The organism is Pseudoalteromonas luteoviolacea NCIMB 1942, assembly GCF_001625595.1.
GTDB lineage: Bacteria > Pseudomonadota > Gammaproteobacteria > Enterobacterales > Alteromonadaceae > Pseudoalteromonas > Pseudoalteromonas luteoviolacea_A.
On record NZ_AUXT01000101.1, the window covers coordinates 14,980 to 32,813 of the forward strand.

General features: G+C 41.9%; 17 protein-coding genes and 3 pseudogenes. 12 read left to right on the top strand and 8 right to left on the bottom strand.

Translation table 11 applies throughout. The annotated features are described in order from the left end of the window. Positions 1-7: 7 nt before the first annotated feature. Positions 8-1,660 (top strand): HD domain-containing phosphohydrolase, encoded by a 1,653-nt coding sequence (locus tag N482_RS05490; RefSeq protein ID WP_063376108.1) that lies wholly within the window; start codon positions 8-10, stop codon positions 1,658-1,660. A gap of 11 nt (positions 1,661-1,671) precedes the next feature. Here the strand turns inward: N482_RS05490 and N482_RS25520 are convergent. Both N482_RS25520 and N482_RS05495 read right to left on the bottom strand, forming a co-directional pair. After that, positions 1,672-1,964: pseudogene (locus tag N482_RS25520) on the bottom strand (VOC family protein). Between the two features lie 46 nt (positions 1,965-2,010). Then, entirely contained in the window at positions 2,011-2,625 is a 615-nt protein-coding gene (locus N482_RS05495; RefSeq protein WP_063376109.1) for an ACP phosphodiesterase, read from the bottom strand. Positions 2,626-2,922: 297 nt separating this feature from the next. Between N482_RS05495 and N482_RS05500 the strand changes: the two genes are divergently transcribed. The 4 genes from N482_RS05500 (at position 2,923) to N482_RS05515 (ending at position 6,183) form a co-directional block, all read left to right on the top strand. Then, entirely contained in the window at positions 2,923-3,672 is a 750-nt protein-coding gene (locus tag N482_RS05500; RefSeq protein WP_063376110.1) for an ABC transporter permease, read from the top strand. A 2-nt stretch (positions 3,673-3,674) separates the two neighbouring features. After that, complete coding sequence (locus tag N482_RS05505; RefSeq protein ID WP_063376111.1) at positions 3,675-4,340, top strand: ATP-binding cassette domain-containing protein; 666 nt, start codon at positions 3,675-3,677, stop codon at positions 4,338-4,340. Positions 4,341-4,343: 3 nt separating this feature from the next. Further along, positions 4,344-5,381, top strand: a complete 1,038-nt coding sequence (locus tag N482_RS05510) for an MlaD family protein (RefSeq protein ID WP_063376112.1) — start codon at positions 4,344-4,346, stop codon at positions 5,379-5,381. A gap of 103 nt (positions 5,382-5,484) precedes the next feature. Continuing rightward, on the top strand, positions 5,485-6,183 hold the full coding sequence (locus N482_RS05515) for a hypothetical protein (RefSeq protein ID WP_155730506.1): 699 nt from the start codon (positions 5,485-5,487) through the stop codon (positions 6,181-6,183). Between the two features lie 61 nt (positions 6,184-6,244). On the opposite strand, the pseudogene N482_RS24140 reads toward N482_RS05515, so the two are convergent. From N482_RS24140 to N482_RS25525, 4 genes and pseudogenes are all read right to left on the bottom strand, one after another. Continuing rightward, positions 6,245-6,406, bottom strand: a pseudogene (locus N482_RS24140) (IS3 family transposase); the annotation flags it as partial. 23 nt (positions 6,407-6,429) lie between these two features. Further along, positions 6,430-6,783 carry a transposase gene (locus tag N482_RS25180; protein WP_196765314.1) on the bottom strand — a complete coding sequence of 118 codons (354 nt, stop codon included), beginning with the start codon at positions 6,781-6,783 and terminating at the stop codon, positions 6,430-6,432. A gap of 105 nt (positions 6,784-6,888) precedes the next feature. Then, on the bottom strand, positions 6,889-7,149 hold the full coding sequence (locus N482_RS25185; protein WP_196765315.1) for a hypothetical protein: 261 nt from the start codon (positions 7,147-7,149) through the stop codon (positions 6,889-6,891). A 342-nt stretch (positions 7,150-7,491) separates the two neighbouring features. Further along, positions 7,492-8,328: pseudogene (locus N482_RS25525) on the bottom strand (DDE-type integrase/transposase/recombinase); the annotation flags it as partial. Between the two features lie 187 nt (positions 8,329-8,515). Here N482_RS25525 and N482_RS05535 point away from each other — a divergent pair. After that, positions 8,516-8,857 (top strand): hypothetical protein, encoded by a 342-nt coding sequence (locus N482_RS05535; protein WP_063376114.1) that lies wholly within the window; start codon positions 8,516-8,518, stop codon positions 8,855-8,857. Between the two features lie 100 nt (positions 8,858-8,957). Here the strand turns inward: N482_RS05535 and N482_RS05540 are convergent, their stop codons facing one another. Further along, positions 8,958-10,139 (bottom strand): sensor domain-containing diguanylate cyclase, encoded by a 1,182-nt coding sequence (locus N482_RS05540; protein WP_063376115.1) that lies wholly within the window; start codon positions 10,137-10,139, stop codon positions 8,958-8,960. 223 nt (positions 10,140-10,362) lie between these two features. On the opposite strand from N482_RS05540, the gene N482_RS05545 reads away from it, so the two are divergent. The 3 genes from N482_RS05545 (at position 10,363) to N482_RS05555 (ending at position 12,368) form a co-directional block, all read left to right on the top strand. Continuing rightward, entirely contained in the window at positions 10,363-10,701 is a 339-nt protein-coding gene (locus tag N482_RS05545) for a gamma-glutamylcyclotransferase family protein (protein WP_063376116.1), read from the top strand. A 54-nt stretch (positions 10,702-10,755) separates the two neighbouring features. Further along, positions 10,756-11,334, top strand: a complete 579-nt coding sequence (locus tag N482_RS05550) for a pyridoxine/pyridoxamine 5'-phosphate oxidase (RefSeq protein ID WP_063376117.1) — start codon at positions 10,756-10,758, stop codon at positions 11,332-11,334. Between the two features lie 83 nt (positions 11,335-11,417). Next, on the top strand, positions 11,418-12,368 hold the full coding sequence (locus N482_RS05555) for an ABC transporter substrate-binding protein (RefSeq protein ID WP_063376118.1): 951 nt from the start codon (positions 11,418-11,420) through the stop codon (positions 12,366-12,368). Here N482_RS05555 and N482_RS05560 read toward each other — a convergent pair. Further along, on the bottom strand, positions 12,365-13,390 hold the full coding sequence (locus N482_RS05560) for a LacI family DNA-binding transcriptional regulator (RefSeq protein ID WP_063376119.1): 1,026 nt from the start codon (positions 13,388-13,390) through the stop codon (positions 12,365-12,367). The genes N482_RS05555 and N482_RS05560 overlap by 4 nt on opposite strands. Before the next feature lie 281 nt (positions 13,391-13,671). Here N482_RS05560 and glk point away from each other — a divergent pair, with 281 nt between their 5' ends. From glk to edd, 3 genes are all read left to right on the top strand, one after another. Next, entirely contained in the window at positions 13,672-14,688 is a 1,017-nt protein-coding gene (gene glk, locus N482_RS05565; protein WP_063376120.1) for a glucokinase, read from the top strand. A 12-nt stretch (positions 14,689-14,700) separates the two neighbouring features. Then, complete coding sequence (locus N482_RS05570; RefSeq protein WP_063376121.1) at positions 14,701-15,711, top strand: LacI family DNA-binding transcriptional regulator; 1,011 nt, start codon at positions 14,701-14,703, stop codon at positions 15,709-15,711. A gap of 269 nt (positions 15,712-15,980) precedes the next feature. Continuing rightward, entirely contained in the window at positions 15,981-17,834 is a 1,854-nt protein-coding gene (gene edd / locus N482_RS05575) for a phosphogluconate dehydratase (RefSeq protein ID WP_063376122.1), read from the top strand.

Sequence of the window (17,834 nt, forward strand, 5' to 3'; positions counted from 1 at the left end):
ATGGGTCATGGATTTGTCTATTCCTAAAACTGTCACTGAAGAGGTGCTTATTGAGAGCAATGTTGCTCTTAAACACTTGCTCAAGTTGGCAACAGAGTTGTCTGCAGAACATGATACAGACAGATTGTTAGAGCATATTTTAGAGTCAGCTATTGCACTTAGCAATGCTGAAGGGGGCACGATATATTCAGTCTTCGAGAGCAATCAGCTTAGCTTCGCTACACTCATAAACGAACCGCTGGGTATGCATATGGGAGGGACTTCAGGGACGGACATTCCATTTCCTGCCATTCCGATATACCTAAAAAATGGGCAGCCCAATGAGAGTGCTTTGGTCGCCTTGGCGGCCGCGAAGAAGGAGCTGATTCGCATAGATGACGTCTATGATTGTACCGCATATGATCTTTCTGCAGCTCGTGCGATGGATAAGAAGACGGGCTATCATACCCAATCAGTCTTGACTGTACCGATGGCAAATCATGAAAGTGACCTCAATGGTGTTTTGCAACTCATAAACCCTCGGAGTAATGGCAAGGTGGTCCCATTTTCAAAAGGTCTTGTTGAGCTTATTTGCTCCATTACATCATTAGCCGCAGTAGCAATTACCAATCGACAGTTAATTGACGATATGGAAACACTGTTTCAGGCATTTACACGCTTGATTGCGAAAGCAATAGATGAAAAGTCGCCGTATACAGGAGGGCATTGCCGACGAGTACCAGAGCTGACAATGATGATTGCTGAAGCTGTCCATAATGCGAATGAAGGCCCAATGGCTGACTTCAAGATGGACCAAGCGGACAGGCATGAATTGTCTTTAGCTGGCTGGCTGCATGACTGCGGCAAGATAGCAATTCCTGAGTATGTAATGGATAAAGCAACGAAGTTACATTCTGTGTACGATAAAATTGATTTTGTGGTAGCAAAAATTGAAATTGCGAAGCGAGATGTAGAACTAGAATATATAAAGGAAATTACGCGCGCAGAAGTGCTTGACCAGCAGGAAAAGGTCACGTGTTTGAAAAAAGAGTTGGACCAAAAGCTTGCCGAAATGGAGCAAGAAAGTGCGTTTTTACAAAAAGCCAATATTGGTGGTGAGTTTATGAGGGACGAAGATCAGCAACGGGTTCAAGCTCTGGCTGATAATTACCAAGTTGAAATAGCATCAATTAAACAACCCCTATTGAGTGATGAAGAGGTATATAACTTGAGTATTGCTAGGGGGACACTTACCAAAGAAGAGAGGTTAGTAATCAATAAGCATATGGATATTACGCTTGAGATGCTTGAAGCTTTACCATTTCCTAAACACCTACGCAGAGTGCCAGAGTTTGCTGGCGGACACCATGAGAAAATGGATGGCACTGGTTATCCAAAAGGGTTGACTAGAGAGCAAATGTCGGTACCAGCCAGAATAATGGCAATTGCAGATATTTTTGAAGCACTGACAGCGGCAGATAGGCCATACAAAGATGCAAAACCGCTTAGTGAGTGCCTTTTCATCATGGGCAAGATGAAGCTGGGTGATCACATCGATCCAGACTTGTTTGATGTGTTTGTCAGCTCAGGCGTGTACTTAGAGTATGCTCAGCAATACTTAAAGCCTGAACAAATTGATCAAGTTGATGTGACCAAAATTCCGGGCTTTGAGCCTAATTAAAGTAACTCACTTCAATTGACACGCCATGGTGGGTTCAATCTATTTTCGCCCGCCCAATGGAGTTTTATCTGGTTAACAGAGGGATCAAATAGTACGGCTTCCTTCCATCGTGCTCGAAATAAATTGTAGCGCCATTATTGAATGTTTCAGTTTCGAGTGATAGAGAAAAATAGTTGTCACCTTCGGGGCATTTAAATCTAGCATAATGAGGTATAACAATAATTAATGTGAACCAAGGTAATTAATAAAAATCAAATGCTTATCTCATGTTTGTTACGGGCAGTGTAACTTGATTTAGATTCATTGCTATTAGCTCCTTGCAGTGATGTTATTTTTTTAATTGCGGGATTTTATTTGCATTTATTATTAAGAGAACCTGATTGAGATTCAAGAGCACTGTATATAACGTACTCTGTTAATTCAGGAAAAAAGCCTAAAAATAATTGCTCTAGCTCGTTGAAGTTATCTTCAATCTCTTCTCCAACCCCTATAAATTGATTGTCAAATCGTATCCGTTTTGAAATGTTGTCCAGCGCCTGAGTCGTTCCGTGCAGAGATTGGTAATGAGCAAACCAATCATTATTAATCATATTACCTACGACACGTTGCATCCCTAACGGCATATAAAGCAGGTTTTTCTGCAGTAATTGATAGCTATGCTGTTTAAAAAAATCAAACTGCACAGGGGTAAATAGATGCCAGTTTTTAATCAGCATATGGTCATACAATACGTCAAGTGCTACGCCAGAAAAGCGCTTTCTTTTGGGACTGAATAGTGCTTTTGAGCGCCTCACAGCGTCATGCTGGTCAGTAAATTTGTCGACTAAAATATGGTTTGCTAACCCACTCTTGACGTGGCAATTTAGCTGGCTCGTATCAAGGCCTTTTTGAAAATCGCCAAGTAAATTACCAAAATATGAGTCGGCATTATTCTGAGCTAAAAACAAATGGGCTAAGTAGTTCAAATGAGTACCCTTGTGCTATTCGAGATTACTGCGTTCATATCAATATTAAACCTCTTTAAATCTATATGGGTTAAAGAACAAATAATCAATTCAAGCACTCAAAATGCCCCCGAGTTAGTCACAATATGAACACAATCAAAAATGCTTTTATGTCCAAGTAATGAACGGAACGAGTGTGTTATTTTTTAATTACATGGCAGTCAAACTTTGATTTGTTCTGCTAATCTTAAAGTACGATTAATAGCAAAGAAGATCTTTAATGTTAAATCTACTGCACTCTGAAGATGAGGTACAGTGATGATTGCATATGGATTTTTGCCTTTCTCAGCATATGTCATTTCAGACTTTATATTTTTTCATCGCAACCGTTCCATAAGCTTTGATGTATTGGTGAGGCAGGTCAGGTTTACGGGGGTTGAAGCTCTTGGGCTTGTTGTGCTGATTGCGATGCTAATTGGTGCATTAATAATTGTTCAAGGGTATCCGCTTTTAGCAGCAATTGGTCAAGGCAATTGGATATACGACATTCTGATATCAACCATTGTGCGTGATCTTGGGCCGTTTATAGTTTGTTTTATTGTTTTGGCAAGGTCGGGAACAGCGATAACGACAGAACTCGGTAACATGGTAGTGAGCAAAGAAATTGATGCGTTGATCTCTATGGGCGTATCGCCTATCTCATACTTAGTAGCACCGCGGGTGTTAGGTATGGTTATCTCTTTGGTTTTATTGATGAGCTACTTCGTAGCCTGCGGGATTTTTGGCGGTTACTTAGTAAGTAATGCCTTCCAATCGATACCGGTTAGTACTTTCTTTGCCCGTTTAATAGGGGAGTTACATTGGCTTGATATTGTAATTATGTTGGTAAAAGTGGCACTGTCGGGTTTGTTTATCAGCCTTATTTCTAGCTACCACGGACTAACGGTGAACCGTGCGATTACTGAAGTACCTCAGCGCAATATAAAAGCGGTTGGACGGGGGTTAATCTCGCTGTGCTTAATTCATGTGGGGCTAACGTTACTGTACATCGTTATGGTGGGTAATTAGCTATGCACATTGAGTTTAAAGAGATCTCTCATACGATAAAGAATAGGCAGGTGTTTTCGGACTTAAATACTCAAGTTAGTAGCGGCCAGTGTTTGGTGATTTCAGGTCGTTCTGGGTGTGGTAAAACGCTGTTTTTTAGCATTGCCAGTGACATTATTCGACCAGATGAAGGAGAGATGCTAATTGATGGGGTGGCAGTCAAGAACATGAATGCCCAGAGATACTCGGAATTCAGACGAAATCTTGGCGTTGTGTTTCAGTTATCCGGGCTGATTTCCAATTTAACATTGGAAGAAAACTTAATGCTACCTTTGAATCGTCACCATAAAGATGTTTGCAAGCTAGAAAAACAAGCAAGAGTAAAGGCGATAGCGCGCGAGTTTGCTCTAGAGCAATATCTGTCGCAGCGCACAGAGCAGTTGTCGTCTGGTCAAGCCTCCTTGGCGGGATTGGCGAGAGCACTGTTACTCAAACCTAAAGCTGTCGTTTGGGACGCACCTATGGCAGAAATTGACGACCAGTGGAGCCAGTACGTTTTGGACTTATTGCTGTGTTTAAAGCAGCAAGGCACAACGTTGATACTGTGTTCCAATCGAAAAGAGGTCATAGACAAACTCGCAGACACACAATTGGAGTTAAACAGTAAAGTGTGTTTTTCGGAGCATTAGTATATGCAGCATAGCCCCAACAAAACCAACAATATTGTGCTGGCTTTTGGCATTGCGGGTATTGTCTTACTTATTGTATTTACCGCGATGATCTTGGTGAATAATCATACCTTTGCCGACAAAACATACTATAAAACCGTTTTAAACGATGCCAGCGGCTTGAGTTCATTGCCTGCGGTATATTTCAAGGGGCTGAAAATCGGTCGAATTGATGGGTTTAGATTGAACCATCAGACAAATCAAATTGAAGTTGAGTTGTGGGTATTTAGCGAGTATCAATCTAAAGTGGTTGAATATGCCGTGCTTGCTGGTGAGCAACACCCCATCTTTGATGATGTCACTACGTTCGAACTTATTTTACCCGACTTAGAGGCCGTGCAAAACTATCAGGCACTTGCGCCGGATAGTTTAATCCCACATATAAATAGTGAACTTGGAAAACGATATAGTGCAGAGGGCTTCATTCAGCAAAAAGGGGATGATATAGAATCGATTCTCTCAAGCATTAACCAACTTCTACAAAACTTTCAAAAAGAAGATAACCCAGAAGCTGGCGCAATATTTAAAGTGTTAGACCGTGTCGCCAAGATCAGTGATAACCTGATGACTGTCAGTGAAAAAGTCAAAGAAAGTGATCTACTACCAGACGCGGAGAGAACATTACTTCAAAGTCAGCAGGTGCTGGAGCAAATGCCTAAAGTTATTGGTCAACTCAATCAAACACTGTTAACAACAGAGCGACTAATGAATCAAGCTGAGTCGACATTAGACAACTACAATGAGCCCGCAGCAATTATAGGAGAAATAACCGATAGGCAGCTACCTGTGGTACTAAATAACCTCAACGAAAGTTTAACTGTGATGCAACTAATGCTCAAAGAAGTACATAGTGAGCGTGAGCAGTTTGCGATTGCAATTCATAGCATGCAACAGGTTTTGGATAAAATGGACAAAACTCTACAAGCGTTAAACAATCATCCAATTCTGAAAGATGGTATAGAAAAGCCACCTCAAAGCACAGGGATTGAGATGCATGATTAAGTATTTGTTGGGTTTATGCGTTTTATGTTTTGCGCTATTACAAACGGGTTGTTCCAGTGCCCCCGAGAAAAATTATAGTATAACTAGATACAAAGACCTATCAATGACTTGGTTGGCTAGGGGTGATAGAAAACGCCAAGAACAGCGATTAGCTCAGGCTGTTTTAAACTATAAAACAGCATATAAATATGCGAATCTTCGCAATGACGTCGAGCTAATGGGGCTATCTTTACTGAAACTGGCTTCGGTTTACTTAGACAAAGAAGACTTCATAGCAGCTGATGAGTCCATTGAACGTGTACAGACGATGCAACGTTTTGAGAATATTGACTTAACCTTGTCGATCAAAGCCGTATTAGCTAAAAAAGCGCATGTTGCAGGAGATAGTTCAAAAGCGGCTGCATATGCAAATGAATTGGTAAATATCTATACCGAGGATCTTGAAAAGTCGGTTTATTATCGATGGCTTGTTGTAAAATACTCGGCTGAGCCCGTTGATTTTGCTATCTTAGATAAAGATGTTCAATCGCTATTGACCCTTAAACACAGCGCAAAACTTGAAAATATTGAGGTGCTCTCTTTTATTCTTTATCAAAATGCACTGTGGCGCGTTGATAGCCTCGAACCGTCGGCCGTTGACGCTACTAAAAGTGCCATTGAACACTTCTCAGGATTAGAACTTACAAACAGAATTCGAGATTGCTATACACTTTTAGCAAAATACTATAGATCAATTGGTGATACCTCAAGTGCACAATACTTTGAGCAACGTATTGAGTCGTTAACGATTATTCCTAAATAAATAATGATCTGAACCAGTAAAACTGGACACTTCATTAAGCGATGTTTAATTGTTCAAATCTTTATGGGCTTAAGTAGCCCACGGCACTACGCCTTCTCTTCTTGTTATAATCAATTTCGATGTACTCAAATATGTGCTGACGCATAGCTTCACGATTCATAATTGTTTCATATTGAACAACTTCAACTTTCATTGACAGGAAGAAGCTTTCAACGCAGAAATTAACGCTCCTATGTCAAGGTCAACTTAATTTTGAAAGATCAGATATATAATCGGATATAATTCCCTCGCAATATACCGCTTCAGGCAACGCTGAATTTCTTTGTTTGATTTTCCTTCTGACGACCTTTTCTCAACATATTTTTGTGTTCGGTAGTCATTACTCATTCGTATTAATGCTACTGTCCACACAGTATTGTTAGCATCTCTTGCTCCACCACGGTTTAGCCGATGACGTTGTTGTTTACCCGAAGAGGCATCTAAAGGAGTAACTCCGCACAATGAGGCAAAAGACGACTCTTTTCTTAGACGCTCAGGATTGTCGCCAGCAACGACCATTAATGTTGCTGCAACATAACTACCTACGCCGTATTGTTCCAACAGTGTTGAAGCGGCTGAAGATGTTAACGATTTAAGTTTTTTATCTATTATTTTTTAGCTCTTGCGATAAGGTTTCCCAACGCTGAGATAATAACTTCATACATGCTAAAGCACATTGATAGCTAGAAGGTACATAACACTTAACGCTAACTCCTTGGCTTTCACTGAGCTTTTTCTAGCAACAACTCGAAATCTCATCGCCTCAACTACTCCGTCGTGATACTTTGGAATTGCAGTAGAACCGTGTGCTAGAACTGACCGTGCCGCATTTTCAGCGTCAGTTGGGTCTGACTTCCCCCTTAACCTGCGTATGTCCCAGTTTCTTCCAAACCTACTTGTTTTACCGTTCCAAAAGAACAACACCATTTGTGTAATTCTTTATATCCATTTGGGTTAACTGAAAATTAAAGAGTATCAATTACTTGAACGATGCCATTTACAAGCACAGCTACATGGTTATCAAGGTGAGTATCAACGCCTAATGTCAAATCACTGATTGTTTGATTGTCGTACATACCGGGCAGTCCTCATTATTTCAGTAACAGGACTGGACACAGGTGATGCAACACAATGCTCCTATTGGGTCACTGGCACTGAATGTGATGAAATTACTGACGAGTGAAGATCGACAGGTCAACACAAAGACACGAGATCAATCCCAGTACGGGTCAGATCATCATTGTCAGCATGAGTAAATATATTATCTATGTCCCAACAGTTGTCTTTACGGCTCGTGCTTTGGATTAAACCGCTCTTCTTCATTAAGTCACGATAAGCGTGAGCGTGATACTGGCTGCCACGGTCGCTATACACAATAACACTCTTAGCCTGACTTTTTCGCCACAGAGCCATTTGCAGAGCATCATAGACTAACGTTGAAGTCATACGGTTACTCATCGACCAACCAATCACTGAGCGAGAATACAAGCCAATAATACAAGCCAATAATGACGGCCAGATATAACCAGCCTTCACTTGTCATTAAGTAGGTGATATTACCCGCCCATTTTTGATTTGGCTTGTTGGCGGTAAAGTTCTGCCCTAGCAAATTCTATACTACTGGCGATGGTTTTAATGTCGTGAATCAAAAATGTGTCTGACTTTTTCATCACGCACTTGTTTTGTGCACGTTTCGTTTACTTGGTCGCTGACAAGCGTTTAACCATGAATAATACCCATTTGGTGAAACAGACAATGCACGGGTCATTCTGACAATGGAGAACAACCCATGATTGATTTTAATAAACTCAAATCTGGCTACTTTGGGTTATTTTCGAAGTAGATGGCTGCCTTTTTTAGGATTTCCAACTCCTCGGCTTGCTCAGCGAATTGGCGTTTTAACTTGGAATTCTCTGTGGCCAGAGTGCTTTCTCGTTCAGACGTGGACGCTTTCTTTTGCTCCGAGCTTCGCCATGCGTAAAGTTGAGATTCATAAATACTAAGCTCGCGCACAGCCTATGCAACTCCAACTTTAGCTGCTAGTTTTAGGGCTTCTTCTTTGAATTCTGCTGAATATACTTTTCTGGTTTTCTTTGTGGGTTTCATTATTCACCTCTGTGATTTAGTTCACTCACTTAATGAGGTGTCCAAAACTATTAGAGCAGGTCAGTTTTTTGAGATATTATTAAGGTTTATAATTAATGAGCTGATTTTTATTTTTATAATCTAAATTATAGGCTATAGAAAAGGCTTGTGATAAAATTGTGCTTTATTTTATAAATGGAAAAAACAAATGAATAAAGTTATATTAGCCGCAGCCTTTTTGATTTCTGGTTCTGTTAGTGCTGCACCACTATATTGCTCTGGAAAAGTTGCGGGAGTGTATATCCAGTCAAATGGTGATGTGAATATAAATGGTGCTTGGAGAAATACTTGGACTACTATTTGTAATACAAATAATAGTGATACCGTTATGTGCTCACTTTGGGCATCATATGCTGCGACTGCTGTTAAAGAAAACCTGAAAGTTACAGTGCATTATAATGTTTCAGACGGCAGCTCGTGTTCAACCTTACCTACTTATGGTTCTGCTCCAAAACCAAGCTATTTATTGATTCACAATCCAGCTAGTTAGTCTAAAAATGCGATAAAGCGTACTGAGTCGATATAACATTTTGCAATGAACATGGAAAATGATGATATCGACATACGCATTTAAGAGCATAAATCAGCCGCTAGGCTTCTTCATTGCTGTATAGCTCGCTTCGATTACGGCCGTTCTTTTTCGCGACATAAAGCGCGCGATCAGCCAGTGCTTGCGTCGATTCGATATGTTTTCTCGAAATCGTATCGCTGAACGCAAGACCCGCGCTTAAAGTTATCGGGTTAGTGATAAATTGATGAGACAGACGAAGAACGTTTTTCGAAAAAGCGTCTCTGATTTTTTCTGACAGCTGAAGAGAGTGAGTTGGAGTGATGTCGAACAGTAAAATGCAAAACTCCTCGCCCCCCCAGCGAACGACGAGATCAGAACTACGTACTTGTGTTTTTAGCGTCGCGCCCAGTTCAGCTAAGATGGCGTCGCCCATAGTATGCCCGTACGTATCGTTTACATGTTTAAAGTGGTCAACGTCTAGCATGATCACAGCGAGTGAGTCACATTTTCTTTTGGACAATGGCATCATGTTTTCTAAGCATTTGCTTAAACCATGACGATTAAGTATATCTGTCAACTCGTCGTGATGGGCTGAGTATTCGAGTTTTCTTACAAACCGACCTGCACTGAGCAACATCAAAAGCGGTGTTCCGGCAACGATGCCAATCAGTGCCACTAACCATGTATAGCCGCCAACCCAACTAAAGGTTGACCCAATATTAGGCAGTGAGCCAAAAGTGCCATACAGTGTGTAGAGCATGCTCAATGCTATCTCAAGTAAAACCACAACTACCGTAATTTGAGTTGCTAAATACTCATTTTTATCATGTTTAGCGTGTTGCCACAGCACCCAACCATAATGGCCGCGAACACATATAAGCCATACACCTATGACAGCTAATCGGCACTCCCTGTCAGGCAAAATCACCGTAAATATTAGCGATAGAATAAAAACAGGCACAATCAGGATTGCAATACGAATTAAAGATGGTTTGATATAGACGAAATACCATGCGCCAATGAGCCAAAGAGAATGGCCGAGTATTAGACAGGAATTAAATGTTGTCACGAGGAGAGGTCTCGGAGCACTCTGCATAGATATCTGCGATAGGTAGGCCAAAGATAACACGCCAAGTGCGGCAGCCCAGTATCTAGCACCTTCTACTTTTTGGCTCATTCTGGCCATTGAGATCAAGACTAGGGAGCCTGTCAATGATGCAATAAATAACGAGAGCATTAATGTTAAATCATGAACTTGCACTTATTGCTCAACCCCGTTGTTTAGTTATTAAGGGACAGTAATAAAAATTTTTATAAAGCAATCATATGGTTCCTGATCGTCATGCCTAACCTACAGCTTAGCAAACTTCAGTTTTTTTGCAGTTTAGTTCTTGCGTTCTTTTTAGCTTTACGGTTGAGGATAATCATGTAATAAAGCGTATAAGCTCAGGCTTAGTATGTATTAATATTTTGGAGAAGGATCTATGACTGACAACAACATAAGGTTATTTGTATACGGTACCTTAGCGCCTAATCGGGTTAATTCCCATATTCTCGAAGATATTGGAGGCACTTTTGAAAAGGCCTCTGTCAGGGGGAATTTATACCAAAAGGGGTGGGGCGCAGCTCATGGTTATCCAGGCATTAAACTTGATAGTGAAGGAATCGTTATCGAAGGGTATGTGTTTAAGTCGCAAAACCTAGAGCGTCACTGGCAGATACTTGATGACTTTGAAGGTGCTGGTTACAAAAGAGTGATATGTAAGGTTTCTGCAGAAACCGGCAAAGTCTATGAAGCCTATATTTACACGCTTTCGAAATAGCTTAAAGAAGTTAGGCTAGTAAATAGTAAATTATAAATACAAGGAGTTAGGTGTATGGAGCACCCAGTAAAGCAGTTTTTACAGTGGTGGGAGTGTGCTTTAAAGGACTCGCCTTTAAAGCAAAAGAGTGCAGTTTGCGTGTCGACTATTGATGACGGGGGGTTTCCTGCTACAAGATTTGTTGATTTAAAATCAGTGTCAAACGATGGCATAGTGTTCTGTACATATTTAGATTCGGCAAAAGGAAAAGAAATCAGTGCTTGCAATAAAGTCGCATTAACAGCCTGGTGGGACCATATAGGCTATCAAGTCCGAGTAACAGGTCTTGCTGCTCCATTACCAGATGAAGATGCTGACAAGTATTGGAAAACTCGTACAACTGGTGCTCAGATCACGACGCATGTGTGTGAGCAAAGCCAGCCATTGACGAACCCAAATGATTTAATCAATAAAGTTGCTGCAATTAAAAGGGTAAATTCGATTAACCCCTCAATAAGGCCTATAAACTGGGGAGGCTACAGTGTTGCAGCTCATCGCATTGAATTTTTAACATTCAAAGAGGATAGGCTGCATTTGCGTGAATTATTTATATTAAACGACGGGGTCTGGGAAAAGTCATTTTTACAGCCCTAGCTTCGAGAAACAGACCGCAAGAGCAACAGGTTTATTTTTAGTATCTATAATTTAATGATTCCATCATTGATATTAAGACAAATATGAAGAAGCGACTTATTGCGTTTACCATGTTGGTCGGAAGTCACTTTTCGGCCTTATCGGAACCTATCAGGGTGGTGGTAAATGACTGGTCGAGTCAACGAATTCTTGCGAATATTGCGAGTCAAATATTTATTCGGCTGGGGTACGAAGTTGAACTAATAAATATAACCGTTGATGTTCAATGGTATCTACTTAAAACCAATCGCGTTGACTTGCAGCTTGAAGTGTGGGAAGGCACGATGGAAGATAAATATGCACAATTGCATAAAGCCGGCGAAATCATAGATTTAGGAAATTACTCCGTCGTAACCAGAGAGGACTGGTGGTACCCGCTATATGTGAAAAGCTTGTGTCCAGGTTTACCTGATTGGAAAGCGTTAAAGCAGTGCTATGGCGTGTTTGCTAGTCCTAGTTCGAGAGGTAGGGGAGTATATATTGCAGGACCGTGGGAAAAGCCTGAACGAGCAAGAATCAAAGCACTCGAACTCAATTTTATTGTAGAACAAGTAGATGATGACAGCGCACTATGGGTACGACTTAAGCGTGCCGTAGAACAAAGGCGGCCAGTACTTATTTTTAATTGGACGCCCAATTGGGTAGGCGCTGTGTACCCCGGTGAGTTTGTTGAGTTTCCTGAGCATGCCCTAGAATGTGAGACTGACCCTACTTGGGGTGCTAACTCTAGATTAGAGTACGATTGCGGAAACCCAAAATCAGGCTGGCTTAAAAAAGTCTCGAGTCGTCGCTTTGTCAAGCTTTTTCCGTGCTTAGCGAAAAGTATTTCAAGCTTCGATTTAACGAATGAGGAGATAGAGCAACTATCTGCTCAGGTAAATAGAGAGCGCCTTAGCCCAAAACAAGTTGCCCAACGCTGGGTGAAAGACCATCGTACGCGTTGGGAGCAATTATTCTCAGAATGTAAAGTGACCTTACCAACCTCAAGCCGTTAAGAAGTTGACTGACGGCGGATTAATTTGGGGGGCAGCAAGGTATCGGTGATTTGCTCACCCTTTATTAAGGCCAATAAGTTTTGCACAAGCATTTGACCTGCGAGAGTGGTATTTTGTTGAACAGTTGTAAGTGAAGGGGTGATATAGTTTGCCGCCGCAATGTTATCAAATCCAATGACATTGACGTCTTCAGGTACGCTCAGCCCAGCCTCCTTTAACGCTTTTATTGCGCCAATCGCAATTAGATCGCTTGCTGCAAATAACGCATCAAACGAAACGTTATTGGCGAGTAGGGAGTGCGTTGCGTGGTAACCGGACTCTTCAGTTGATATTGCATTGGCAACGCATCGCTCGCCAAGAGCAATATCGTGCTGTTCTAATGTGTCTTTGAACCCTATAAAACGAGTAAGGAATTCGGGGCTATGCTCGGAAGCGTCGCCAATAAACACACAGTTGGTCCGATTAGCCGAAATGAAATTTTGGGCGGCAAGTTGTCCTCCGCCATAATTATCACAGCTCACTGTTAAGTCTGGTCGTCCTTCGACTGTTGCTCCCCAACAGACGAACTTTGTATTTTGAGCAAGTAGGTTTTGCAGCCTAGATTGGTAGTCCATGTAGTCGCCGTAGCCAAGCAAAATAATTCCATCGGCCCTGTGACTGTCTTCATACTCAGCACGCCAATCTTGACTGATTGATTGGAATGAAACCAAAAGGTCGTAGCCTTCTTTCGCACAAGCTCGAGTGATACTACCCAACATATTTAAAAAGAAAGGATTAATTTGGGATTCATCACCAGTAGGGTCTTCAAATAGCAAAATTGCCAGAGTTGCGCTTTGTTGAGTGCGTAAATTACTGGCGTTCTTGTCGACTTTATAATTTAGTTTATTGGCAATTTCCCACACTTTCTTGCGTGTTTCATCATTCACAAGTGGACTGTTTCGTAGTGCTCTTGAAACAGTCGATTGAGAAACACCTGCGTAGTGTGCGATGTCAAAAGACGTTGCTTTTCCTTTTGTTTTCATTTTCTATGTAGTTTTAATGACGTCTTGGATATTGTCTGTGATTCTATTTTTTTTGCAACCAATTTCATAAAAGGTGCAAATTTTTATTGATGATATTTGACACCGGTGTCATAATGTCACTGTTTTATCATTTTGTTGTCAAAACATATTTGGCTGCCCTGTTACAGGGCAGCATTTTTTCAGCCTGCGTGCAAAGTTTCGGCTGAGTATTAATTTTGGATAATTAGCAGGGGTGACCCTGAAAGGTGGTTGGAATACCACTACAACAGAGAAAAAACAACATGAGCCAGACAACACTTAAAAGTTTAAATGGTCATGACCGTGCGTTTGAACCAATCATCGTTGCTGATATTGGTGGGACTAATGCGCGATTTGCTGTCGTGACAGAATTTAATTTAGACACAAACCAGTTCGCTATAGACCATCAATTCACTTTTCCTAGTGCGGAATTTCAATCCTTTGAATCTGCCCTTGCTGCATTTCTTGCAACTTTAACAATAAAAAGGCCTTCCAGAGCATGCTTTGCTGTTGCAGGACCGATAAAAGGTCAGCAAGTTTATTTGACCAATTTAGGCTGGAATTTTAATACGCAAGATATCAAAATCCAGTTCGATTTCAATGAGCTTGCAGTGATCAATGATTTTGCGGCATTTGCTTATGCAGCGCCTCATCTAAGTAAAGATGACAATATTCAAATCAAAACCGGTCAAGCAGACCCAAAAGCCAATATTGCAGTGTTGGGTCCTGGAACAGGTTTTGGAGCGGCATGCCATGTCAAAGACAATCATGGCAGTGCGGTAATGAGTTGCGAAGCAGGGCACATTAGCCTTGCTGCGGTAACCGAGCTGGATAGACAGCTATTGCAAGTACTAAAAGAGAGTACACAGCATGTTTCAGTTGAAACGGTGTTCTCAGGACCTGGTCTTGCGAGACTTTATAAGGCAATGGCACAGGTTAAAGGGGTGCCTGCCGAAGATTTAAATGCAGCACAAATCAGCGCAAGAGCGAATGAATGTGATGTATGCGACGCAACACTTAATCAGTTTTGTGACTGGATAGGCAGTGTTGCAGGAGATATCGCGTTAACCTTTGGGGCGTTAGGTGGCGTATTTATTGGCGGAGGGATCTTGCCTCGCATGACTGAGCGACTTATTTCTAGTCGATTTGTTGAACGGTTTACGGAAAAGGGGATAATGTCTCAGTACGCTGGGCAAATTCCAGTAACGTTGGTCGTGCAGGACAATATTCCTCTGATTGGTGCTGCGGCGTGTTTACATGACCGAGACCAGTTTTCGTAAATTGGAATAAATATGAAGAAAGTTACCATAAACAGTGTTGCAGAGTATGCGGGAGTCTCTAAAAAGACAGTTTCCCGCGTGCTGAATAATGAACCTAATGTTAGTCCCGCAACGCGTGAAAAGGTGCTCAAAGTATTCAAAGAGCTAGATTACAAACCTAATCCAATTGCGAGGGGACTTGCGCGTAATAAGAGCTTTATTATTGGTTGCCTGTATGACAATCCAAGTAAAAGTTACATCACGCGGGTGCAAAGCGGCGCATTGGAGGCATGTCATAAGTTCAATTATAATTTGCTGATCCACCCTTGTGAGCTAAGAGGGACTGAACTAATTGAGAATGTCGGCCAGTTGCTGACGACCTCTAGATTAGATGGGCTGGTATTAACCCCTCCGTTTTCAGACTCTCAAGAATTGATTGATTATTTGAAAACGCAAGATATTCCATACGCACGGGTTGCTTCGGCTATTCAAGATGATTCTTCTATCTCTGTCAGGAGTAATGATGAGCAAGGTGCGTTCGAGCTAACTGAACATTTGATTTTACTGGGGCACAAAGATATTGCGTTTATTAAAGGACATCCAGATCACAGTGCGACAGAAAAGCGCTTCAGCGGCTATCGAAATGCACTTTTAAAACATGGTATCGATTTTAAATCTCATTTAGTCGCAGAAGGTAACTTCAGTTACCATTCTGGAGCTGACAGCGCAAAAGAGATCCTAGATTTGGATCCGATGCCAACGGCCGTTTTCGCGTCTAATGACTACATGGCTGCGGCGGTGTTAAAGCTTGCAACGCAAAGGCAGCTGAAAGTGCCGGAAGATATTTCCATTGCCGGATTTGATAATGCACCAATTGCGCGACATATATGGCCGGGATTGACAACAATTGCGCAACCTGTGGAAGAAATGACACGACAGGCTGTAGAGCAATTGATAATGCAAATATCTGATCCATCAACAGAAGTTTATCAAAAAGTACTAGAAGCTAAACTTATTACACGTGAGTCCACCGCAGCGCGCTAATTACGTTATTTTTACATTTACTTGCCCAAAGCCCAATCCTAGCGATTGGGCTTTTTTTGTCCATAATTTAGATATGCGCGTTATTTAATTTAATTTTCATATTCAACTATTGACACCGGTGTCAGTGATGTGAGTTAATATAGTGACACCGGTGTCAGGTTGAGGTGAGAGACAACCTGATAGCGTACCTTTGAACGGGTAAATCAAAGCAGCTCAGTACATATAGGTGTGCTGAGCCTTTTTCCTCTAAACATGCAGAGAGGCAGATTATGTTGCATCCTCGAATTCAAGAAGTTACTGAAAGAGTTGTGAAACGCAGCCAACAGACTCGAAGTGCCTACCTAAAGCGTATTCAAGAAGCAAAAAAACAAACGCGCGTTAGAGCAGGGTTAGGTTGTGGTAACTTAGCACACGTAATGGCTGCGTGTTCAAGCAGTGACAAGGCAAGGTTAAAGGCGGATGACCAACCAAACCTTGCAATCATTAACTCGTATAATGACATGCTCTCTGCCCATGTTCCGTATATCGAATATCCAGATTTAATTAAAAAGATAGCTACTAAGTACGATGCGACAGCTCAAGTCGCAGGCGGCGTTCCGGCAATGTGTGACGGGGTTACACAGGGGCGTGATGGTATGGAGCTGTCTTTATTTTCTCGTGATGTTATCGCTATGTCGACCGCTGTTGCATTGTCTCATGATGTATTTGACGGTGTGTTTTGCTTGGGCGTGTGCGACAAAATAGTACCAGGGTTACTGATTGGCTCACTGTCTTTTGGTCATTTACCAATTTTCTTCTTACCAGCTGGCCCAATGGAGTCTGGTATCCCTAACAAAGAAAAAGCGCGCGTTCGACAAAGCTTTGCACAAGGCTTAGTTAGTCGCGAAGAGCTTTTAGAAGCTGAGAGCGCGTCATACCATAGTGCAGGTACATGTACTTTTTACGGTACAGCGAATTCAAATCAAATGTTGATGGAAATTATGGGGCTACATCTTCCGGGTAGCTCATTCATCAACCCGTATACTGAGCTACGAGACGGACTAACGGCAAGTGCCGTTAAAATGATGCTTGAGCAACTTATTAACACTAAGTCTGCGAACCCAATTGGTGAAGTCGTCAGTGAAAAAACTGTTATTAACGGCTTAGTTGGCTTACTAGCAACGGGTGGTTCAACAAACCATGCGATTCATTTAGTCGCGATGGCAAAGGCCGCTGGCGTCCAAATTACTTGGAAAGACATGGCTGAGTTATCTGAAGTTGTTCCATTATTAACGCGCATCTACCCAAATGGTTCGGCAGATGTAAACCACTTCCAAGCTGCTGGTGGTATGGGTTTCTTGATGCGTGAGTTACGTGATGCAGGGTTCCTACATAACGATGTCAAAACCATTGTTGGAGAAGGGCTAGACGATTACACAATGGAACCTGTGCTGGATGTTAATACAAATGTGATCATGACAAACAGTGAAGGTCCGAGCAAAGTGAAATGGATACCTTGCCCTGAAAACTCTTTAGATGAAGAGGTTTTGAGACCTGTTTCGAATCCGTTCAGCAAGCAGGGTGGATTACAGCTATTAACCGGTAATTTAGGTAAAGCTGTAATTAAAGTATCGGCCGTTGATGAAAAGCATCAATTTGTGTCTGCGCCTGCAAAAGTTTTTAGTTCGCAAGCTGCACTTCAGGATGCTTTCTCAAATGGCGAATTAAATCAAGATTTTATAGCAGTAATCAAAGAGCAAGGGCCCAAAGCTAAAGGTATGCCTGAGCTACATAAGTTGACGCCTGTTATGGCGACACTGCAAGACCACGGCTACAAGGTAGCGATTGTAACAGACGGTCGTATGTCTGGTGCATCAGGTAAAGTTCCTGCTGCGATTCACCTTGCGCCTGAAGCTGTTGAGGGCGGAGTCATTGCCAAAATACGTGAAGGTGACTTAGTTACGCTAGATGCGCCGAACGGAGACTTGGTTCTTCACGTTTCTGACGAAGAGCTATCTAAGCGCGAGCTTGAGCTGACACAGCCAGGGTTTACATTTGGCACAGGCCGTGAGTTATTTACTGGTTTTAGAAACATGGTAAGCAGTGCGGATATGGGCGCAAGCGCCTTTGGTATCGACGATTAA